The 18,672-nt window shown below is 66.0% G+C and carries 25 protein-coding genes and 1 pseudogene; 13 read left to right on the forward strand and 13 right to left on the reverse strand.

Annotated elements, in window-relative coordinates; translation table 11 throughout:
• Positions 1-316: 316 nt before the first annotated feature.
• Positions 317-1,630 carry a lipase family protein gene (locus ON33_RS25465; RefSeq protein ID WP_245550706.1) on the forward strand — a complete coding sequence of 438 codons (1,314 nt, stop codon included), beginning with the start codon at positions 317-319 and terminating at the stop codon, positions 1,628-1,630.
• Between the two features lie 32 nt (positions 1,631-1,662).
• On the opposite strand, the gene ON33_RS25470 is transcribed toward ON33_RS25465, so the two are convergent.
• A complete protein-coding gene (locus tag ON33_RS25470) occupies positions 1,663-1,899 on the reverse strand; it encodes a hypothetical protein (RefSeq protein ID WP_040861587.1) in 237 nt (78 codons plus the stop codon).
• A gap of 1,353 nt (positions 1,900-3,252) precedes the next feature.
• Positions 3,253-3,753: a 3'-5' exonuclease gene (locus ON33_RS25480; protein ID WP_051152787.1), complete on the reverse strand. Its 501-nt coding sequence runs from the start codon at positions 3,751-3,753 to the stop codon at positions 3,253-3,255.
• An 18-nt stretch (positions 3,754-3,771) separates the two neighbouring features.
• On the opposite strand from ON33_RS25480, the gene ON33_RS41625 reads away from it, so the two are divergent.
• The 4 genes from ON33_RS41625 to ON33_RS25495 all read left to right on the forward strand — a co-directional run bounded on the left by ON33_RS41625 (position 3,772) and on the right by ON33_RS25495 (position 5,204).
• A complete protein-coding gene (locus ON33_RS41625; protein WP_157184724.1) occupies positions 3,772-4,155 on the forward strand; it encodes a hypothetical protein in 384 nt (127 codons plus the stop codon).
• A 153-nt stretch (positions 4,156-4,308) separates the two neighbouring features.
• Positions 4,309-4,473 carry a hypothetical protein gene (locus ON33_RS41630; RefSeq protein WP_157184725.1) on the forward strand — a complete coding sequence of 55 codons (165 nt, stop codon included), beginning with the start codon at positions 4,309-4,311 and terminating at the stop codon, positions 4,471-4,473.
• A gap of 41 nt (positions 4,474-4,514) precedes the next feature.
• Complete coding sequence (locus ON33_RS25490; protein WP_040861590.1) at positions 4,515-4,772, forward strand: SHOCT domain-containing protein; 258 nt, start codon at positions 4,515-4,517, stop codon at positions 4,770-4,772.
• A gap of 36 nt (positions 4,773-4,808) precedes the next feature.
• Positions 4,809-5,204: a DUF302 domain-containing protein gene (locus ON33_RS25495; RefSeq protein ID WP_040861591.1), complete on the forward strand. Its 396-nt coding sequence runs from the start codon at positions 4,809-4,811 to the stop codon at positions 5,202-5,204.
• Between the two features lie 114 nt (positions 5,205-5,318).
• On the opposite strand, the pseudogene ON33_RS42865 reads toward ON33_RS25495, so the two are convergent.
• Together ON33_RS42865 and ON33_RS25500 are read right to left on the reverse strand one after the other, a co-directional pair.
• Positions 5,319-5,396: pseudogene (locus tag ON33_RS42865) on the reverse strand (hypothetical protein); the annotation flags it as partial.
• A 73-nt stretch (positions 5,397-5,469) separates the two neighbouring features.
• Positions 5,470-6,102: a TetR/AcrR family transcriptional regulator gene (locus tag ON33_RS25500; RefSeq protein WP_040861592.1), complete on the reverse strand. Its 633-nt coding sequence runs from the start codon at positions 6,100-6,102 to the stop codon at positions 5,470-5,472.
• Positions 6,103-6,268: 166 nt separating this feature from the next.
• Between ON33_RS25500 and ON33_RS38575 the strand changes: the two genes are divergently transcribed.
• The gene (locus tag ON33_RS38575; RefSeq protein ID WP_157184727.1) at positions 6,269-6,865 is read left to right on the forward strand and encodes an SRPBCC family protein; all 597 of its coding nucleotides are present in this window, start codon (positions 6,269-6,271) and stop codon (positions 6,863-6,865) included.
• 491 nt (positions 6,866-7,356) lie between these two features.
• On the opposite strand, the gene ON33_RS25510 is transcribed toward ON33_RS38575, so the two are convergent.
• Together ON33_RS25510 and ON33_RS25515 are read right to left on the reverse strand one after the other, a co-directional pair.
• Positions 7,357-7,887 (reverse strand): hypothetical protein, encoded by a 531-nt coding sequence (locus ON33_RS25510; protein WP_040861593.1) that lies wholly within the window; start codon positions 7,885-7,887, stop codon positions 7,357-7,359.
• Positions 7,888-7,893: 6 nt separating this feature from the next.
• Positions 7,894-8,115: a hypothetical protein gene (locus ON33_RS25515; protein ID WP_157184728.1), complete on the reverse strand. Its 222-nt coding sequence runs from the start codon at positions 8,113-8,115 to the stop codon at positions 7,894-7,896.
• A 731-nt stretch (positions 8,116-8,846) separates the two neighbouring features.
• Here ON33_RS25515 and ON33_RS38580 point away from each other — a divergent pair.
• The gene (locus tag ON33_RS38580; protein WP_083869291.1) at positions 8,847-9,617 is read left to right on the forward strand and encodes a carboxylesterase family protein; all 771 of its coding nucleotides are present in this window, start codon (positions 8,847-8,849) and stop codon (positions 9,615-9,617) included.
• Between the two features lie 10 nt (positions 9,618-9,627).
• Positions 9,628-9,915, forward strand: coding sequence for a carboxylesterase family protein (locus ON33_RS38585; RefSeq protein WP_051152790.1), 288 nt, complete (start codon positions 9,628-9,630; stop codon positions 9,913-9,915).
• Positions 9,916-10,046: 131 nt separating this feature from the next.
• Here ON33_RS38585 and ON33_RS25525 read toward each other — a convergent pair whose 3' ends face one another.
• Positions 10,047-10,538, reverse strand: coding sequence for a VOC family protein (locus ON33_RS25525; RefSeq protein WP_040861595.1), 492 nt, complete (start codon positions 10,536-10,538; stop codon positions 10,047-10,049).
• 94 nt (positions 10,539-10,632) lie between these two features.
• Here ON33_RS25525 and ON33_RS25530 point away from each other — a divergent pair, with 94 nt between their 5' ends.
• The 3 genes from ON33_RS25530 (at position 10,633) to ON33_RS25540 (ending at position 12,490) form a co-directional block, all read left to right on the forward strand.
• Entirely contained in the window at positions 10,633-11,157 is a 525-nt protein-coding gene (locus ON33_RS25530) for a MarR family winged helix-turn-helix transcriptional regulator (RefSeq protein WP_040861596.1), read from the forward strand.
• A 102-nt stretch (positions 11,158-11,259) separates the two neighbouring features.
• Positions 11,260-11,403: a hypothetical protein gene (locus ON33_RS41640; RefSeq protein ID WP_157184729.1), complete on the forward strand. Its 144-nt coding sequence runs from the start codon at positions 11,260-11,262 to the stop codon at positions 11,401-11,403.
• Between the two features lie 217 nt (positions 11,404-11,620).
• Complete coding sequence (locus tag ON33_RS25540; protein ID WP_040861597.1) at positions 11,621-12,490, forward strand: NmrA family NAD(P)-binding protein; 870 nt, start codon at positions 11,621-11,623, stop codon at positions 12,488-12,490.
• Positions 12,491-12,648: 158 nt separating this feature from the next.
• On the opposite strand, the gene ON33_RS25545 is transcribed toward ON33_RS25540, so the two are convergent.
• Genes ON33_RS25545 through ON33_RS25555 form a run of 3 tightly spaced genes read right to left on the reverse strand, consistent with a single transcriptional unit; the run spans position 12,649 to position 13,660 of the window.
• Positions 12,649-12,960: a hypothetical protein gene (locus ON33_RS25545; protein ID WP_169336844.1), complete on the reverse strand. Its 312-nt coding sequence runs from the start codon at positions 12,958-12,960 to the stop codon at positions 12,649-12,651.
• Entirely contained in the window at positions 12,957-13,340 is a 384-nt protein-coding gene (locus ON33_RS25550; RefSeq protein ID WP_040861599.1) for a hypothetical protein, read from the reverse strand. Before ON33_RS25550 ends, ON33_RS25545 begins: the two co-directional genes overlap by 4 nt.
• A complete protein-coding gene (locus ON33_RS25555; RefSeq protein ID WP_157184730.1) occupies positions 13,337-13,660 on the reverse strand; it encodes a hypothetical protein in 324 nt (107 codons plus the stop codon). Before ON33_RS25555 ends, ON33_RS25550 begins: the two co-directional genes overlap by 4 nt.
• Before the next feature lie 358 nt (positions 13,661-14,018).
• Between ON33_RS25555 and ON33_RS42555 the strand changes: the two genes are divergently transcribed.
• Together ON33_RS42555 and ON33_RS25560 are read left to right on the forward strand one after the other, a co-directional pair.
• On the forward strand, positions 14,019-14,342 hold the full coding sequence (locus ON33_RS42555) for a hypothetical protein (RefSeq protein ID WP_174391570.1): 324 nt from the start codon (positions 14,019-14,021) through the stop codon (positions 14,340-14,342).
• Entirely contained in the window at positions 14,339-15,277 is a 939-nt protein-coding gene (locus tag ON33_RS25560; protein WP_051152791.1) for a ribose-phosphate diphosphokinase, read from the forward strand. Before ON33_RS42555 ends, ON33_RS25560 begins: the two co-directional genes overlap by 4 nt.
• 400 nt (positions 15,278-15,677) lie before the next feature.
• Here ON33_RS25560 and ON33_RS25565 read toward each other — a convergent pair whose 3' ends face one another.
• The 3 genes from ON33_RS25565 to ON33_RS25575 form a co-directional block, all read right to left on the reverse strand.
• Positions 15,678-16,475 carry a ribosome hibernation promotion factor gene (locus tag ON33_RS25565; RefSeq protein ID WP_040861601.1) on the reverse strand — a complete coding sequence of 266 codons (798 nt, stop codon included), beginning with the start codon at positions 16,473-16,475 and terminating at the stop codon, positions 15,678-15,680.
• Between the two features lie 250 nt (positions 16,476-16,725).
• The gene (locus ON33_RS25570) at positions 16,726-17,442 is read right to left on the reverse strand and encodes a YwaF family protein (RefSeq protein WP_040861663.1); all 717 of its coding nucleotides are present in this window, start codon (positions 17,440-17,442) and stop codon (positions 16,726-16,728) included.
• Between the two features lie 209 nt (positions 17,443-17,651).
• Positions 17,652-18,080 (reverse strand): PNPOx family protein, encoded by a 429-nt coding sequence (locus ON33_RS25575; RefSeq protein ID WP_040861602.1) that lies wholly within the window; start codon positions 18,078-18,080, stop codon positions 17,652-17,654.
• Between the last annotated feature and the right edge of the window lie 592 nt (positions 18,081-18,672).

The following is an 18,672-nucleotide window of genomic DNA, read 5'->3' on the forward strand; positions in this document are numbered from 1 at the left end:
TCAGGCGAGCACGAGCCTAACATGCCTCGATCCGGAGCGAGGAACATTGGCACAGTGTTCTCGGCCTGGAACCGGTAACATGCGGGTCACCTCTTTCTCGGGCGTCCGGCAGACTCGCGCCGAGTCATCCGAACCGTCCGGTCGGGAGGATCTCAATAGCGGGCATTGTCTCAGCGTTCACAGCACAGGCGGATGTCATCGGCAACACGAGCCATCGCATCCGGTTTCCCGGCCCCAGCACGGTTACTCTCATACTCTCACTCACCGATCTAGATCTAGCTGCCAGGAAAACCAATCCGCGGGAAGGATCGAATACGTGAGGAGCGAAAAGCTCGTCTGCGCCTTTGCTTTGACCGGAGTGCTCGTCGCGTCCAGCGCGGCCGTTTCTGCGCAACCCGCCGCGGCGGAACCGGCCACCGAGGTGGCAGCGGCAGATTTCTATATTCCACCCATGCCCCTGCCCGGCGGTGCGGGCGACATCGTCCGCAGCGAGTCGGTGCCACTGGCGCTGTCGGCCCCCGGCCAGCCCGGGATCATTCCGGCCACCTCGACGCGCATCATGTATGTCAGCAGCGACGCCAATGACGCGCCGACCGCTGTGGTGGGCACCTATCTCCAGCCGACACAGCCGTGGACCGGCCCGGGTGAACGGCCGCTGGTCGCGTATGCGGGCGGCACGAAGGGACAGGGCAAGCAGTGCGCCCCCTCGAAACTGCTGTCGCAGGTCGTGCAGTTTCAGCCGCCGGCCGACGCAATTTTCGAATACGACCTCCTGGCGCTGTTCACGCTGCTCTCGCGCGGCATGGCGGTGGTGATGACCGACTATCACGGCCTGGGCACACCGGACACCCACGACTACCTCAACCGGAAGGCCCAGGGCTACGCGGTACTCGACTCCGCCCGTGCCGCGACCAGGTTGCCCGGCAACGGGCTCGGTGCTCACCCGCCGGTTATCCTTTACGGGTACTCACAGGGCGGAATGGCCTCGGCCGCCGCAGCCGAGCTGCAGCCGGATTACGCTCCCGACCTGGACGTACGCGCCGCCTATGCCGGCGGCCCGGTTGTGGACGACCAATATTTCATCGGGTACAACGACGGCCGCCCCTCCGTCGCGCCCGCCTTTGCATGGATCCTCAACGGCATCGCCGCCGACTACCCCGACACCCGTCAGGTGCTCGACGCCGAACTCAACGACACCGGCAAGGCCGTCCTGCGGGACTCGGCCGACAAGTGCGCCGGCCTCTTCGGCCTGTTCGAGTGGTATCAGAACACCGCCCAGTGGACCACCAGCGGCCAACCGCTCACAGCCGTGATCGATCGCTCCCCGGTCTTGAAGGCTGCGTTCGACGAGCAGCGGCTCGGCACGCGTACCCCGGCGGTCCCGGTTCTGATCGCGGCGGCCCGCAACGACGAGGGGACGCCTTACCCGGCCATCCGCGATATGGCCGCCCAATGGTGCGGTGGCGGCGCTCCCGTGCAGCTCGACGCGAACGCCACGATTCCGGCCGTCTCCGGCGCCGTGGGCACCCATGTGCTGGCCTTCTTCCCCGCGCTCGCGGCCTCGCAGCAGTGGATGACCGACCGCCTCGCCGGCTTGCCGGCGCCGGTGAACTGTGGCGCCCTGCCCTGACCCGACTCAACGATCCGGCCCGGCGCGCGCCGCTATCCCATGGGATAGCGGCGTTTTCCGTTCGGCGAGGACCGCATCCGCGCCCGGCCGGCCAGGCGACGATTCCACCATTCCGGCCTGATGCGACACCACAGCAGCAGCTTCCCGGCGACGGACCGCACCTGATGCAGTACGGCGAGGTTGCCGGACCAGGACTGGAACGCGTCCAGCACCTGCCGGCGGTCGTGCCCCGAGTCGACCCGGAGCCGGTCCTCGATATCGCGAACCATGCGGCGCGCCAACGGTTTGCACAGCCGATCCTCTCCGGCGCCGAGTCCGCCGACAGAGAACCGTTGTCGCGGTTGACATCCCGAGCCGTGACGCCGGACCACTCCCATGCCTCGACCTGTCACGGCTGCCAGGTGTGGATGGGCTGCCGGCATGACCGTCCGGACCACCGGAGCAGAGTTGCTGCGTTGCTGCGGAGTTGGGACTTCAGATCGCTCGCGGGGCGGCTGCGGCGGCGTGCCCTCCATGGCCGATCAATCTCCAGCTATTCAATAGCATCAACACTGGACAACGGTCACGATTTCAGACACGGTCTCGCCGTGCCGCGCAAACAGCGGAAATACGCTCGCGGGCGCCCAATTTGTTCGTTATGGGACGGTCATTAAATGGACAAAACGGAACTTCTTTCGGTAAATCCTTAAAAATCGGCCCGCTGCCGGTAATTTGGCGAATGATCCGCTATCACCCCTCGGCGGATCCTCGGTTGCGGGGGCGCGCCCACCAACGCTCCCCAACGTTGCGCGGTGGTGCCGTTAGCTCAGCGGCACCACCGTCGGGTACCCGAACCGAAACATGCACGCGAACAGGAAGAGGAAATGACCGTTACACCATCGGCGGCACGGTCCTGCGCACGTACCGCCTTACCGGCCCTGCGCTGCCATCTTCAAGTCCTTCTTCGACGAGCCCTCTTCCACCAGTGTCCCGAATAATCGAATCGCGAGCGGAGGACGAGAACACTGTGACAGCAGAGAACGCAACGTTCGGCCACGTTCAGGTTGTATGGAGCAGCGAGAGGTCCCTCTTCATGGCCTTCAGCGACAACTTCCCGGGTGTGTACACCAAAGATCGGTGGTCCGCCTTGCGCGCTCGCCGCCTCATGGAAGAACGCTTGAGAAGCCTATTGATCGCCAACGACCTGTGAGACTCGGACGTTACCACGCAAGACAATCATCCGACAGGCCCAGTAACGGCGAGTCACATCTATTCACACCCGACCGCTGTCACAATTCACAATTCTAGGTCAGCACTTGGGAACTCCAGAACTCGCCGTCCACTTTGTCGGTATTTGGACGATCCTGTCATTCATCATCGGGTGGGCCTTGATGGGGAGGCGACACTGATTCTCAGAGTCGAACACCTCCCCCAGGGTTGCATCTCCCGATGACTCGAGCCATTCGACGATGAGCAGACGCCTTCCCCACCGGAGTCGAGAAGGCCGGCGGCGGTGCATTCGGTTCGGTTGCGCTCGGACCGGTTGTGCGCGAGGCGATCGCGACACCACCCACGGTGTCTACGAGAGCGCAGCCGCCGAAGTCGATTTCGAAGCTCGCGACCAACTGCCATGGGCTGCCGCGCTACGAGTCAGCGCGCACAGGATCCATCGCACGGCCCTCAGGCGCTCCGAAACCGACCGCCGTCGTGTCCGGTGCGGCGTGGTCGACCAGCCCGTCCAGCCCGTTGCAGGGCACGCCGGGCGATACCGCTTTCGCCAGCTGCAATGTGTTGAGCAGGACCGGCGGCTCCCAATCCGACAGATGGCGTTCCACGGTCGCGTTGTGGGCTACCAGTACGCGCCCGGACAGGGCCGCGCCCATCGATGGCTCGATCTGCGCCCACAGGGGGCAGTCGGCGACATCGCTTTCACGGATGCCGTGCATCTTCTGTGTCACAATAGGATTGACCCGGTTGAGCGGCTGGAGGAGCCGACACCGGATGTTGTCCGGGCCGACTACGGCACCGTCGACGGGGACGATGGCGATTTCGATGATTTCCGGTGTCGGGCGGCGGCCGTTGCCCTCGGCATCGACGACGGCGAGCTGCCTGTCACGCAAGGCTGTGGGTACCTCGGCGATCATCGCTGATCAGCTCCATCCGTGCAGATCGAACGGTGCTCGTTGATGGCAGTTTCTGATCCCGGCTGCCTGATACGGGATTGTGTTGGTTGGGAGTGCGTTAGGGTCGGCCCACAGCAGGCCCGCGCACTTGGTCGGCTCCATATTGCGTGGCTCGCCGATCCATTGGTCGGCCTCGAAGAAGAACCCGATGCGTCCCGCGCCGGAGTCGCTGCGTTGGTGCAGAACATGGGCGAACCGCAGATCAGATGGGGTTACGACGACCCCGATCTCTTCGTGGGCTTCTCGGATCACAACCGGCCCGTCTATGTCGCGTTGGCGGTCACGGTCGAGGGCGTACGCGAAATCCTCGGGCCTGCCCCGGTGACGGCGGTGAGGGCGCGAAATTCTGGCTGCAGATCCTGACCAAGCTGAAAACCGCGACGTCTAGGAAGTCGGCATGCTCGTGTGCGACGGATTGGTACAGCGGTGGTCTTTGTTGAGTGGATCGTTCGGTAGCCGAGGACGTTGGGCTCGGCGGTGGGGTCTTCGGACCCTGCTGATACCGGGGGTTGCCGTGTGATCGTCGAACTCGACACGGTCGGAGATGTGCGCCGGCCCCGGTTCGAGGAGAGATCGATGGACATGAACAACATGGACATGCAGTCGCCGCTGATGCAGGTGTGCCACACGGTCATGATGTGGCTGCATCAGCAGGGAATTCTGCCCCCGATGACCATGTGATCGCCTGCGGCAGCGGCTGATCGATTCGAGGGAGTACGGACATGATGATGTGGTACGGCAATGGCATGGGTGGCTGGGGCTACGCCCTGATGACCATCGGCATGCTGATCTTCTGGGCACTCGTGATCGGGGGCTTCGTCACACTCATTCGCTACTCGGGTGGACCCGCCCCGCGCGGCGACACCGGTACGCGGCCCACCCCGCAGCAGATGCTGGCCGAGCGATACGCGCGCGGGGAGATCGACGACGAGGAATACACCCGCCGCCTGAAGGTCCTCGGCAGCGACACGTCGAGTTGACCGCGGGATCCGGGACAGCGCCGAAAGGGACGAACAATGGACACGAAATTGACGGCCACCCTGCGCGGATCCTTCGACGACGCGGTCGAGCGAACTCGAACGGCCTTGGCGCGGCAGGGTTTCGGCGTGCTGACCGAGATCGATGTGCGTGCGACCATGCGCGCCAAGCTCGGGGTGGATATGGAGGATTACCTGATCCTGGGTGCCTGCAATCCGCCGTTGGCCCACCGTGCGCTCGATGCCGAGCGGCGCATCGGCGTGCTGCTGCCCTGCAACGTCGTGGTACGCGGCATCGGACCCGACACGGTGCTGGTCGAAGCGGCCGACCCGCAGATGATGGCCGACCTGGTCGACGTGCCAGGGGTGAAGGAGGTTGCCGATGAAGCCGGCGACCGCCTCCACGCGGCCATCGACGAGATCGCAGCCGGATAGCGCTGTGGCTCAATGGGTTTGGCCCGACGGTGATGCCCGGTGTGGTCGTGGCCGGCGTGATCGTGTCCGCTGCGAGCATGGTCATGCGTGGCCCGGTGACCGCAGTGGTTGTGCGCCGAAGCTGATACCGCCGTTCCACAGCACCGCGGCCAGCGGCACATTGCCGATCGAGCAGACGAACGACAGGATCGCCGATGGAAGAATGCGTTGGCCGCGCCGCGGCCGGGCACGGCGGTGCTGGGCCATCTGACCGAAGGCACGCTGGTCAGTGCTCGTCCTCGAGGTAGTAGTCGGCCAGGACTGTCCCGAAATGGGTTGTCCGGTCGATTATTCCCGCGGCATCGGTGACGAGGACTCCGACCCGCCATGCGGTGATCAGTTCGACGATGCCGCCGACCGCCATCAGAACCGACCCGCGGAACAGGTCGCGATCCCTGTCTTTGCGCAGATGGGGCTCCATACCCGTGGCGAGCACCTCCGTGGCGACCAGAATCAGATCGTGGCGGCGGCGTTCGAGGACCGCGCAGCCCGCATGGTCACCGAAAAGCACTGGCGCGCGGCGCGGATCGTCGGCGAAGTTGACGACCATCACCTCGATCACCCGGTGCAAGACCGCGAGCGGTGGTGTGACCGCGAGGTCTGCCAGGATCGTGGCCAGGGTGGCCGTGGTTTCCTGGCGGACCTGATCCCACGCCGCGGCCAGCAGCGTGTCCCGGTCGGCGAAGCTCTCGCGGAAGTACCGGTCGTTGAGGCCCGCCCGAGCACACACGCTGCGCAGACTGACGGCGCCCCAACCTCCTTCCGCCCAGATATCGATCGCGGCATCGATCAGCTGCGCGCGGCGTGCGGTGCGCCGCGCCTCGGCGGTACGGCCGCCCCAGGTCTGGGGTGAAGTCATTCATCCATCTTGACAACGCCATGCCCGGCGGGTGTCAATTGGTGACGAAGTGCCACCAATTGGTGTGCCGGGCTGCCGACAGTCGGGGACGACAGCCACACCCGCTGAGACACCTGATGCGTTCGAAAGTCGTTCAGGCTGTACGTAAGACAACGGAGTGCCCCGCATGAGATGGTCCAGTACCGCATCACGCCGACTGCCCGCGTCGATCGACGACGTGTGGGCAGTGGTCTCGGATCTGTCCCGCTACGGCGAATGGTTACCGTGCCACCAACAGTGGCTCGATCCACTGCCGACACCGCCCAGAAGAGGAACATCCGCCACCGAGCAAATCACCGCCTTCGGCGCCGTCCATGAGATCCGCTGGACCATCACCGAGTGGACACCGCCATCGATGCTGCACTTCAGCGCCGCGGTGCCGGGACTGCTGACGTTCTCCTACGGGGCGCAACTGCAACCGATCGGCCCCGCTTCGAGCAGCATCACCCTCCGGGCGAATCTCACCGGAGCGGTGCTCCGACAATTGAAAACGGACCAACTCCAGTCCGCCACAAGGACAGAACTCGATCGAGCCGTCACGACGCTCGAGGCGCTATTCCATCCGGCCACGGCGCAAACTCTGACCTATCTCCATGATCACGACGCTCTTCGCCACAGCCGACGCAGCACCGCCCAGCACCCAGCCCACTGTGGACGGCTACCGGAGATCAGCCCGGCAACCGCATCGAGCGGACACCGGAAAGCGATGGCGCGCAGGATGTAAACCGCATCCTACGCACCGCGTGAGTCCTCGACAGAGCACCCAGCAACGACAGATGTGCCGGTGCGCGGACCGGACACGGGAGGCCGACGGCGTCACCGTCGGGATCGAGCCCAAGCAAACGCTGGGCAGCAGCCTTTTCCTTCCGTCGGCCTTCCCCGCGTCTCGGTCAGCCCGCCCGAGTGGCGATGTCAGTTGACCGGGGCTTTGAGTGGCGCGCTGATGTCACCGGCGGCCTACAAGGGTGTTGCTGCGCCAAAGCCGCGACGCCGGCGGAGACCCGCCGCCCCACCCTCGGAATAAGGCGCATCCGGCCGGAATCCAGCGCTGAGCTCAACCCGGGGTTGAGACCGCCTGACCTGTTTGGCGAATCGCGGGCATCGTTGCGGCGCTGGCGGTTTCATGTGCGGCTGTGCGTGATGAGGGCGCTGCCGGGTACGACCGTTTCGGTGCGTCGTCGCGAGTGGAGGGCGCGGCTCACCGCGACGTCGTTGTCACCGAGGCCGTCGCTTGCGGGCCGTGAGCGCCTCGGACCAGGTCAGGGCAGGCGGCCAGGACGGACCGTCGATGACCGGAACATGCGGAGCGTGGCGGGTGACGGCCGTGGTCAGGCTCTCACGCGATACGCGCCAGCCCGTCATGCGGCGGTACGCCCAGCGGATGGTGCCGTCGGCGCCGGGGATCAGGTCGGCGCGACCGGCGTCGCGCAGGAGCCGGGCCGACGACTCGGGAATCGGCCGGGCGGCAGGACCGCCTCGGGCGGGTTGGGCGGTGCCGCGGGCCCGCACGCCGATGCACCGGTGGCGGAGCTGATTTCGCGGTGTCGAGGTGGTTTCGGTGAACAGCTCGATCGCGCAGATTCGCGACCAGGGCACGGTCTGAGCAGGGCCGAACGCGTCGGCAGCGAAGTAGACACCCGCACCGTGGACGGCGAAGACCACTCGGCCGTGCGACGCACGGCGCCACCGCCACAGTCCCTTGCGTACGACGTAGGCGTCCGGACCGAAGTCAAAAGGAACGGTCATCGCGCGTCAGTCGATGGAGCCGCCGCTGTGGTGACCGCCGCTGTCGGGATGGCCACCGTGCTCTGGCGGGATGCCGGAATGGGAAGTGTCGGAGGAGATTCCGAAGTCGTCGAACGAGCCGCTACGCCGGCTGCGCGGCCGGGGGTCACGATGCACCACAGCGGTAACCATGGCGTAGCCGAACAGCAAGACGAAGAATCCGACCACGACCACGAAGAAAATCGTCACGGGCGCAGCGTGCGGCGTGACCCGGCCGGTGTCAATGCCGAAAGCCCGGTCGACCGCGGACGGGCCCCGCGGCACGCCACTTCCCCATATCGCTCATGCCCGGTCCCTTGTGCAGGAAAGTAGGGCCCCGCGTTCGTCGCTGGTGAGGTTGGCCAGCCATACCGCGCCCCATGGGGTGTCGCGGTAGTCGATCCAGACGGCCGCGCGCGTCTCGCGCAGCAGCACCGCCCGCATCTGGCTGCGCCGGGCTCGGTAGTCAGGCCGGCCTCGAACTCGTCGAGCTTGGCGTGGCGCACCGTGGTCGCCCATCCCACCCGCTTGTCCCTGTCAGCTCCGGCCAGCCTGCGGCCAGCGCCCTGGCGTCGTCGCGGGCGTTGATGGCGTCATAGTTACCCATCCGATAATACGGCGCCGCAACCGATCTCCCACTCACCTAGCAGAGCGTTCGCTACGAACGTCCCACGCCGAACCAGAGGGCCCGGGGCAGTGCGACATTACTGCGACACGGCCCCGCGCCAACGTCAGCGAGTACTCTTCTCTGCACTTTGCAAGCCAACTCGCCGAACTGATCACGAGTTGCGGCGTACACGCGTCTCAGCGATCGCAATCGACGATCGTCATGGCCGCTTCAACCCGCGCGGCATGCGGCAGATGAGTGCATCGGTGGGCGAGCAGCGGCCGTGAAATCGGTGGCGCGATAACACGACACGACTGCTGCCGAAGATGTTCTGATGGCGAGTGCGTTTGAAGGTCATGCTGTTTCGCGCGAGGATCGCGTGGAGGCTATCGCCGCTGCCGGGGTGGTGCGGGGCAGTTGGGATGGCGCGGTCGCGGTTTTTCGAGGGATCCCGTATGCCGAACCTCCGGTCGGGCCCCGTCGCTTCGGCGCGCCGGTTCCGGTGCGCGGGTGGGACGGTGTCCGGGACGCGCTGGAGTTCGGTCCCTGTGTTCCGCAGCCCGGCCATATCGGTGCGGTGATGTCGTCGCTGACCGGCAGCACCGGGGACGGCTCCGAGGACTGCCTGACCCTCAACGTCTTGACACCGGACCCTGGTGCCGCCCGACTGCCGGTGATGGTGTGGATCCAGGGCGGCACCTACCTGGAAAATCACACCCGCAACCCGCATTACGGCGCTGCCCTGCTCGCTGGGACCGGTGTGGTGGTGGTCAGTATGAACTATCGCATCGGCGCCGACGGCTTCGCCCGTATCGACGGTGCTCCGGACAACCGCGGCATTCTCGACCAGATCACTGCACTGCGATGGGTCCAGGACAACATCGTGGCCTTTGGCGGCGACCCCGCCAAAGTCACCGTCTTCGGCCAGTCTGCTGGCGGCGCGTGTATCGCTGCACTGCTGGTCATGCCGGCGGCGACCGGGCTGTTCCGGCGGGCGATCAGCCAGAGTATGCCCGGCACCTACTTCTCCCCGCAGCTGGCCACCGCGATCGCGGAGACGATCGCCGAGCGCCTCGGGGCTCGGGGCTCGGGCCACCGTCGATGATCTCGCCCGCGTGACGCCGCGGGCCCTGACCGGTGCGACTGCTGCCCTGATCGCGAGAATGCCGGAGTTCGTCGATGTTCGGGGCCCGATGGCCCTCACACCCACACCGTTCTCCCCCGTCATTGACGGCGATATCCTGCCGTGCACGCCGTGGCGTGGCCTCGCCGACGGTGCCGCAGGCGATATCGACGTGCTCATCGGCCACACCCGCGACGAATTCCGGCTCTACAACACGACCCGGCAGCGAACCGACCACACCGCAGATTGCCGCCGCGTTCGAGCATCTCGCGCCGCCTGACGGCGACCAGCGCTATCGCACCGCCTACCCAGAGGCGACATCAACGCCTGACCGGGCCCGACGCCCATATCCGTTGTTTTTTCGGCGAGTCCGGGACCCCCGCTGGCGACGCGCACACGCATCGACACCGACTACTCGACGCTGGCGGTCTGCGGGCTCATGGCGGGACTCAGTCGTGGATGCTTGAAATCGACCTGATCCGGGCGCATTTCGACGTCGGCGAAACCGTTCGGCGGATCGGTGTAGATCCGGATGCGCAATCCGTCCGGGGTCCCGAATTCGACGAGATGACCGATGAATCCGGTGACGATCGATGAATGCTCGATGCCAACCGAGTCCAGATGGTCCACCCACCGCTGCAGGCCGTCGAGCCCATCGACACCGAAGGTGACCGGGTCGAAGCCGGCGGTCGCGGAGGCTGCGGCAGGGGCCACGCGTAATTCCACGGGGATCGGCACACCGGGCAGCATCAGGATGACGCCGAACAGGGTGCCGTCGGGATGGCGGTGGTCGTACTTCTCGACCCGAGTCGCCGCGAGTGTCGCCTCGAACCAAGCGATGCTCGCTGACAGGTCGGAAACCGGGAACTTCAGGTGGTGCACGCCGGTCAGCCGTGGAGACATGATGATCGAACCTTCCAGAACGTCCGGACGGCACCCGTTGTGACGTGATCGGAGCGACTTTGACGACCAAGTAGTTAGGTGCCATATTAAGTTCATGACAAGGGATCCGGAAGCCCTGGAAGTTCCCACTCTTGGGCAGGCGCGGTCGCAGATCCGGCGCTACGGCCTGGAATCGGAAGTCGATCCCCAGGCGGTGCTCGTCGCGGTGCGACTGCTGGCCGCCGGAGCGAAGCTCGGTCAGGCGGCAGAGACGCACTTCGCACGGTTCGGGCTGTCCACCGGACGTTATCGATTGCTGGCCGACCTCGAGGACGCGGGCGGGGAGAAGTCGCCTTCGCAGCTGGCAGTCAGCCTCGGAGTAACGCGCGCGACGGTAACCGGGCTGATCGACGGCCTGGAACAGCAGGGGCTGGTGTGCAGGCGCGCTTCAGCCGAGGACGGTCGCGCCGTGATGGTGGTACTCACCGCGCGCGGCGCGCAGAACCTGCGCGATATGGCGCCCGAGCATTTCGGCCGATTGCAGTCGATGGTCAGCACATTGACCCGCAAGGAGCGCGCGGTCTTCCTCGATTTGCTCGAACGCATCAGTCAGGGCGTGGGCGCGCTCACTGCGGACTGACTGGATGATCGCCGTCCGGCGGTTCTCCATGCCCGTATAGTTAGGGAGCTAAGTAGATGAATCTGACGACCCTCTGCGCGATTCGTGGTGAGGCGAGAGGTCGTGTTCGCCTATGTAGCCCCGGCGGTTTGCGCGGGCGCGGGCGGATTGGTCACCGGGCAGGCGGATCTGCTGCGCGCCGCGGTGACCTCGATCGCAGTCACGTCCGCGCTTGTCGCCTTCCGGCTCGGAATGTGGCTGCGGTAGGGCAGAATCCGGGCTATTCGGCTGGGCCGTGCGGCGTCTGTCGCGCTCGCGGCCGGATTCGGGCTCGGCGCGGCCACGCTGGTCGTGCTGACTGCCCAACTCCTCACCGCTACGGCGTTTTCGCCGATCGCATTCGCATCGACTTACCGATCGCCGCCGCACCGGCCGCCACGATCATCACCTGGCGCTGGTGCTCGGTCCAACGAAAGGCACATGGATGATTGTCGTCATGGGAGCTACCGGCGCGACCGGCAATGCGCTTCTTACGCGACTGCTCGAGCTCGGGATGCCGTGCCGGGCATTGAGCCGATATCCAGAACGGCTGCGCGCCATGCATTATTCGCCTACCGATGTCGAGATCCGGTATGCCGACGCGGCGGACCCGGCCACGCTGCGGGCCGCGTTCGAAGGTGCCACACAACTCTTCCTCACCATGACCAACGGCCCGGCGCAGGTCGAACTCGAAACTTGCGCAATCGATACCGCCGCTGTATGCGGTATCGAGCACGTGGTCAAACTCTCTGTGCCGACGGCCGCTCCGGACTCACCGGTGGCCATCGCGCGGTGGCATTACGCGATCGAGGAGGTGCTGCGAGCCTCCGGCATCACGCACACGGTGTTGCGCCCTTACGCGTTCATGCAGAAGTTGCTCCTGCTCGGTCCCGAGGTGGCGACGAAGGGCGCCATCGTCGGGACCATGGGCGAGGCCGCGTGCAACTACATCGACTGCCGCGATATCGCCGACGTCGCGGCCGCGGCGCATACGCGAACCGAAATCGCAGGGGGCACATACACTCTCACCGGTGCGGAAACCTACAGCTACCCAGAGTTGACGGCCTTGTTGAGCGCCATGCTCCACACTCCGATCCGCTATATCGATCTACCACCCGCCGGCTTTCGCGAGCACCTCATCGAACAATCCGGCCTGCCGGGCTGGCTGGCCAACCACATCATGGAAATCCAGCGGCTGGCCATCACTCATCCAGAACGCCCGACCGACACCGTCGCCCGCATCCTCGGAAAGCCCCCTCGCACACTGGAATCCTTCCTGATGGAAAACCTGGACGCGTTCCGGGACCGGACGTAGTGGGTGGTCGGCGCCTCGAGCGCGCCACAGCAGTTTATAGCCACTAGCTATGAACTGGGGCTGCGTAAACGGGCGGCCATGGACAGTGCCGCGGCGACCCAGATCCGGCAGGCCGCGCGCCAGAATCCGGACGATTCGACCGCGAGTCCATCACCTAGCTACTCCATGCCGAACGACACGACGCGGCCGCCGGTGCTGCCGGTCTGAAAGCCGTTCAGGATCGTTTCGATCGGGTTCGGGATGACGGAGCTTCCGGTGGTGCCGTTGGACCTGAAGTCGGTGGATTGCTGGCCGGTCGCGCCATCGGCATTCTTCTGCGAGGCGACGATGTGCTGGTCGCCGGCTGCCAGGTTGAGTTCGACGGTGACGATGTAATTGACGCCGTTGGTTCGTTTCAGCTCAAATGGGCTGCCCCCCAGCGTGACTCCGTTGACCACAATCGTCACCGGAGTCGAGGTCGTCGCTTTCACCTCGATGCATGCCCCCTGGAACCCGCCTTCGTTGGTGCGGCCACCCGCCTGGACGGAGACGATGTCGGCCGATGCCGGGGCTGCTCCCGTAACGAGCGCGGCTGCTGCGGCAGCGCGGTGTGCCCGGTCTCGACGCACCAGTCGGCGAACCACCGCCACGTCGCGGCGTAGGTCCTGGTGGTGTTGTCGGTGGCCGGATCACCGGCCACGCCGACCAACTCGAGCAGCGGCGTGGGTTTGCGTGACCGGGGCACCGGCGCGTCCATCGGCTGTTCCTCGGCCCGGTGCTCGCTCGCCGGTCGGGGGCGCTCGTCGCGGTCGTGACGCTGCTCGGGCCGGGCGATCCGCTCGGTCGCCGCGGTCGGGGTCGGCTCGATCATCGGTCGAGTTCCCGGCGCAGCTCGGCCGGCCATGCGAGGGTCTGCCGGTGGCCGTCGGGCGATATCGGCCCGGGAGCAGTCGATGCCCCACGGGTACCCGGCGTGGGTGTCGAGCGCGGACGTGGTGGATTCCCCTGCTCGGCCAGGACCTCACGGTCGCCCCGCAGGAAGGCGACCTGTGCGACTTCGCCGCTGGACCAGGTGTAGCGGTGGTGGCCCCAGCCCTCGCGGTCCACGATCTCGACCCGGCGCACCAGGTCCGAGCGCCGGGCATCGCGCTCGGCCCGGCTGGGGGCCGGTGCGCCTCGAGCCGTTCCCAATCCGTCGGCCCGCCCTGCTCGCTGTCGTCCCGACCGGGGCTACATGGGGAGAATCCCGCGTGAACTGACGTCGGGTTCTACCTGGCTCGACCAGCGCTGCACCACACGTTGCTTGCAGCACAGTGACTTTCGCTCCCCAGGAAGGGACCGAAGACCCGCGACCGACGTTGCACCCGGGGCAATACTCGAAAGACCGGGTGAACCGGTGACCTGTCCGAGGCGATGGAGAGGTTCGATCGACGCCGATGAGCCTGGTTTGACCCACCGCCCTGATATGGGGATTCCATCCTCGGGCAGGTCCTTGCGCTACTCGAGACAAACCATCCCGGTGAATGCGTCCCCGGAAGGTGGCTTGAAGATGCTGCTTCGCGATCGCGGCGACGCCGGACGCTTGCTCGCTGTGCGGCTGCTCTCACTGCGCGATGCAGACGTTGCGGTAATCGGACTCGCCCGCGGGGGTGTGCCGGCCGCCTATGAGACAGGTCGCGCGCAGAGCTACGCCCAACGAGCCGTGTCCTGTCGGAACAAGCTCACCGTCGTGCACGGCGCGACACATCTATTCCCCGAACCCTGTGCGCTGGAACAAGTCGCGGCACTGGCACGTGACTGGTTCTTGACTCACCTGACGCCCTCCGCCATCGGCAGCCGCGGCGATACTGGAAAGGACAACGCCCGATCATGAGCACACTGCGCATCATCGCCGGCAGCGCCAACCCCGAACTCGCGGGCACCGTCGCGAACTACCTCGGCGCGGAACCGACCAATACACTCCTCGAGCGGTTCCCCGACGGGGAACTGCTCCCGACCGTCGAAAATGTCAGCGGCAGCGACGTTTACATCGTGCAGCCGACCCCGCCGCCGGTCAACGACCATCTGGCCGAACTCCTGCTGCTGCTCGACGCCTGCCAGCGCGCCCGCGCCGCCAGAATCACCGCCGTGGTGCCGTATCTCGGCTACGCCCGTCAGGACCGCCGCACCCGCGCCGGGCAGGCCGTCGGCGTCGCGGTGTTCACCAGGGCGATCGCTGCCGCGGGTGCGCACCGACTGGTCGTCGTGGACCCGCACACCCCCACCCTGGAGGCGATCAGCCCCATCCCCGTCGAGACGCTCACCGCTGTGCCCACGCTGGCTCAGGAGATCGCCCTGTCCGAGCGGGTAGTCGTCGCCCCGGACGAGGGCGCGGTGAAACTGGCCGAACGATACGCCGCGATATCACCGAATCCCCTTGCGATGGTTCGCAAACGCCGCGAGAGCGGCACCGAGGTCACCGCACTCGAGCTGATCGGCGAGTTGCGGGGCCGGTTGCCGGTGATCGTCGACGACATGATCACCACCGGCGCCACCATCGAGACCGCGCTAGGGCTGCTGAAGCTGCACGAGGCCGCCCCGGATGTGACCGTCGCGGCCACCCACGGTGTGTTCGTACACGGCGCCCTCGGCCGTCTGCACCGGCTCGGCCTGCGACACGTGCTGATCACCGATACCATCGCCCACCGCAGCCTGCACCCGGAGTTCCAGGTGTGCTCGATCGCGCCGGTACTGGCCGAAGCCATCGCCGCCATGCACAACGACAAACCATTGCACGCACCGGCGAGCACGGCGTGGAACCTCGCATGAAGGACCCCGGACGCGCACCGGCACACCCATGTCGCAGACGCGAAATTCCCTCGCGCGCAATATGATCAGCTCGGCGTGGATGACATCGGAGCCTTGTCACGGGCCGTCGACGGTTCGACGCGGGAGTCATGGCGCCGAATGATCCCCTCACCCCCGCCGTTCACACCGCCTACGAAAGCCTCGGCGCGGTCGCCGACCGGACCGGCACCGAGGACCCCTCACTGACCACATGGTGCGCACCTGGCTGCAAACGGTGCGCAACCGCATCGGCGTCGTCGCCTCCGCTCAACTGCCCGAAATCGCGCGCGGCGCGTGCTACGGCTGGGCGCCCAGCCACGTCGCGGTCGGGCGCGGCATCGACGAATTCCTTGCCTTCCACGCGAGCCGCGCGATCGTCGGCTCAGGTGGCGGGGGTGATCAGCCCGTAATGGCCGTCGTAGCGGTGGTAGAGCACGCAACCACGGTCGCGATCCGCGTCACGGAAGAACACGAACGGCCACCCGGTCAGCTCCAGCCGCTCGATCGCTCCCTCCACGGTCGTCATCGGCGCGGACGCCGCGCTGACCGTGACGGGCACACTGCCCTGAGTGACGGCCCCGGGCTGCGGATCGAGCTGGGCGAGCCGGTAACCGTCACCGTTGCGGTAGAGCACGCTGTCGACGCGGCTGCCGGATTCGGTGAACAGATGGAAGTCGTAATCCATCATCTCCATGTCGAACGCCGCCTCGTCGCAGGTTTCGTCGCTCAGCGCGAACGACTTGTGCCGCACCACTTCCCGCTGCTCGGCGGCCCGTGGGAAGTACGGCATCGGGCTGCGCGGTGGAGCATCGTGCCGCCACTCGTGCGGACCCGGCGCCGGGTGACGACCGCGGATGCCTTCCCAGTGCCGGGCGATTCGCTCGAAGCGTTCCTTCAACCGGGCTTCGAGCAGGTCGACGGCCTCCCGGGTGGTCGCGGCGGCCACCTGCACCCGCACCCCCCGACCATTGAGGTTCACATTCGCCTGGGCGATGATCGGGTTCACGGCGGCGGGATCCCGATGCCCGGTCAGGCGCACGCGTGCCGACAGCACCGGTTCCGGAGCGAAGTTGAGTGCATGGCCTATCTTCTCGCGGGCGTAGTCTGCCCCGCCGGCGGAGACATGATGACCCACCGATATCTGGAGAATGGGATCTGATTTCGTTGGCTGCGACTGCATCGCGACCTCCTCTCGTCGTTGACTGTGCCACCGCATCGCTCACGCTGATGAGAGGCCAATGTCACCGCACCTGAGCCCCTTCGGCCACAATCCGAGTCGGACGACATGTTCGGCGCCCTAGTGCTGTTCGACCAGGACCGGTGTGCAATCGAACTTGCGAACGCGTACGCCGACCGCCCAATCGAGTGCCGGTCTGCTCGGGTATACCGAGCACGGCACCTTCAATGTTCGTTTCGCCGCCGGCATGGCACTACGCCGAAAGAGTTCCGTCACAGCAGCGGCTGGGTCGCGCTCTGACCCATGGCCAGGTCATCAAGGCCCACACAGCCAGTAGGAGGGCTGCGACGGTGGCCAGGTACCAAGGCCAGGGGCCGAGTACGTCGAGCAGTGATGGGGTCGCGGGTTTGGCATTGACGAATCCGTAGTTGGTGCCGGCGATGGTGTTGAAGGTGAAGGTGACCGCCGTCCACGCCATGGTGGCCGCCACGGCGATTCGATAGCTCAGCCAGTTCGGGTGTAGGCCGATGCCCCAGGTCAGATAGATCGCGGCCCAGACCACGATCAGGTGAATCGCCCAGAAGGCCACAAACTCACGGTTCGGGAAGTCCGGGCTCTGCAGCGCCGGGGATACGAGTGCCTGCGTGCTCAGGGTGAGACACCAGTAATAGGTCAACGCGTAAGCCCAGTGCCGGTGCGACCACAGTGCGTACGCGGCGACCATGGTCGCGAGATCGGTCAGGCGCAGCGGTATGGCGTGGCCGATGGTTGGTGGCACCAGCGCGGCGAAGTAGATCGTCAGGTACAGCGTGAGTATCGATATACCGAAGATTCTGCTGAAGAATCGTGCCGCGTGTGCATTCCGGTGAGTACGTCCGATCCGGACGACCGACACCGCTCCCACCGCGAATACGGCCAGCACTATCCAGTGCGACAGCCCATATGCGGTGAACTCGCGTTGCGCCGACAGTGTGTCCACGGTTCCCAGTGTCGGCCTCGAGGCCACCTTGCCAATGGCCGGGAGCCGAAGGCTGTCGTCGCGACGATCGCTCGAGCCGTCACTGGCCGTCGTGCTCCCGCGACGGGGTCGTCGAGAATCCCCCGCTTGCGGTCGGAACGAGCCATCAAGTTGTCGAAGGCCGAAAAGTCAAGGCGAGTGGGCTGCCGTCATGTATCTCTCTAGGAGTTGGTATCGGCGAGTTCGACGGTGACGAAGTTGTCGATATGGAATCGCCGGAATTGGCGGCGGCGCCGCGGGGTCAGCAGGGTTTGCGCGGTGGCGGCATCGATGATCCTCGGAGTCTCGATCTTGTAGGTGCGACCTTGACGTGTGAGGGTTGAGGTACCGGTGTGCTGGAGGTTGCGCAGCCAGTCGACTCGGGTGCCGTAGGGCAGGGGGATGATGAACCCGGTAGCCGTCGGATCGGCGACGACCGGGGTTGCGTATGTGGTGCCGGTGCGTCGGCCGGTGTGCTGAATCAGCGAGGCGTACCAGTGTTTTCGCCCGGCCAAGGGCCTCATGGCTCGGTTGGTCACGTACTTGTTGAACACCCGTAGCGCGTCTCGGGCCGAGGCCGAGTGGAGTGCGGTCGATGGTTTATCGGTCATGGTTTCGATGCTGACCCCGCGAGTGCGCAATCGAGCAGAGCAGAGCGCACTCAGCCTCGATGGCCTTTGGTCCTCTGGCATGAGAGCTAGGCCGAGTGAGCAGGGCCCCATAGCCTCGGATCAGGGTTCGAATCTCCGTGGCCCCGGCTTGCGGTGCCGGGATTCGGCCATGAGTTCGAGCAGGCCGGCCCCGGATTCGCCCTGATGCGTCAGGCCGGAATGCCTGAGTTCGTGCAGGTCCCACCCGGTTCCGGCCCTGGTGGTCGCGGCGGCGAGCTGGTCGAGGTCTTGACGATCGCGATGCTGTAGGCGCGGCGGGTGTTCGGTGAGCGGAGGGTGTCCAGGAACGACTCGGCCGAGGCCGCAGGGTCCGGGGCGCGACCGCGCGGATCCGGGTCACGATCGCCGCCATCGGTGTCCCCTCGCCTGGCGTGCCTCGGATGACGGGGCCGCTTCGCGCAGCGCCGCGGCGGATCGCCGCAGTCCGCCTCAGCTCGTGACCCGGATAATAGGCAGTTGTCCGGGGTTGTCTGCGAGATTGCACAGGTAGTGCCTATGTACTGTGGCGTCGGCGTTTCATTCGTCTGCCCGA

This window comes from Nocardia niigatensis NBRC 100131, assembly GCF_000308655.1.
Classification (GTDB): Bacteria; Actinomycetota; Actinomycetes; order Mycobacteriales; family Mycobacteriaceae; genus Nocardia; species Nocardia niigatensis.

Bases quoted from the DNA above. Each gene is read 5' to 3' on its own strand.
- ON33_RS25470 (WP_040861587.1), bottom strand. From the start codon at position 1,899: ATGGTTCGCGATATCGAGGACCGGCTCCGGGTCGACTCGGGGCACGAC.
- ON33_RS25480 (WP_051152787.1), bottom strand. From the start codon at position 3,753: ATGATCGCCGAGGTACCCACAGCCTTGCGTGACAGGCAGCTCGCCGTC.
- ON33_RS25490 (WP_040861590.1), top strand. From the start codon at position 4,515: ATGATGATGTGGTACGGCAATGGCATGGGTGGCTGGGGCTACGCCCTG.
- ON33_RS25495 (WP_040861591.1), top strand. From the start codon at position 4,809: ATGGACACGAAATTGACGGCCACCCTGCGCGGATCCTTCGACGACGCG.
- ON33_RS25500 (WP_040861592.1), bottom strand. From the start codon at position 6,102: ATGACTTCACCCCAGACCTGGGGCGGCCGTACCGCCGAGGCGCGGCGC.
- ON33_RS38575 (WP_157184727.1), top strand. From the start codon at position 6,269: ATGAGATGGTCCAGTACCGCATCACGCCGACTGCCCGCGTCGATCGAC.
- ON33_RS25510 (WP_040861593.1), bottom strand. From the start codon at position 7,887: ATGACCGTTCCTTTTGACTTCGGTCCGGACGCCTACGTCGTACGCAAG.
- ON33_RS38580 (WP_083869291.1), top strand. From the start codon at position 8,847: ATGGCGAGTGCGTTTGAAGGTCATGCTGTTTCGCGCGAGGATCGCGTG.
- ON33_RS25525 (WP_040861595.1), bottom strand. From the start codon at position 10,538: ATGTCTCCACGGCTGACCGGCGTGCACCACCTGAAGTTCCCGGTTTCC.
- ON33_RS25530 (WP_040861596.1), top strand. From the start codon at position 10,633: ATGACAAGGGATCCGGAAGCCCTGGAAGTTCCCACTCTTGGGCAGGCG.
- ON33_RS25540 (WP_040861597.1), top strand. From the start codon at position 11,621: ATGATTGTCGTCATGGGAGCTACCGGCGCGACCGGCAATGCGCTTCTT.
- ON33_RS25550 (WP_040861599.1), bottom strand. From the start codon at position 13,340: ATGATCGAGCCGACCCCGACCGCGGCGACCGAGCGGATCGCCCGGCCC.
- ON33_RS42555 (WP_174391570.1), top strand. From the start codon at position 14,019: ATGCTGCTTCGCGATCGCGGCGACGCCGGACGCTTGCTCGCTGTGCGG.
- ON33_RS25560 (WP_051152791.1), top strand. From the start codon at position 14,339: ATGAGCACACTGCGCATCATCGCCGGCAGCGCCAACCCCGAACTCGCG.
- ON33_RS25565 (WP_040861601.1), bottom strand. From the start codon at position 16,475: ATGCAGTCGCAGCCAACGAAATCAGATCCCATTCTCCAGATATCGGTG.
- ON33_RS25575 (WP_040861602.1), bottom strand. From the start codon at position 18,080: ATGACCGATAAACCATCGACCGCACTCCACTCGGCCTCGGCCCGAGAC.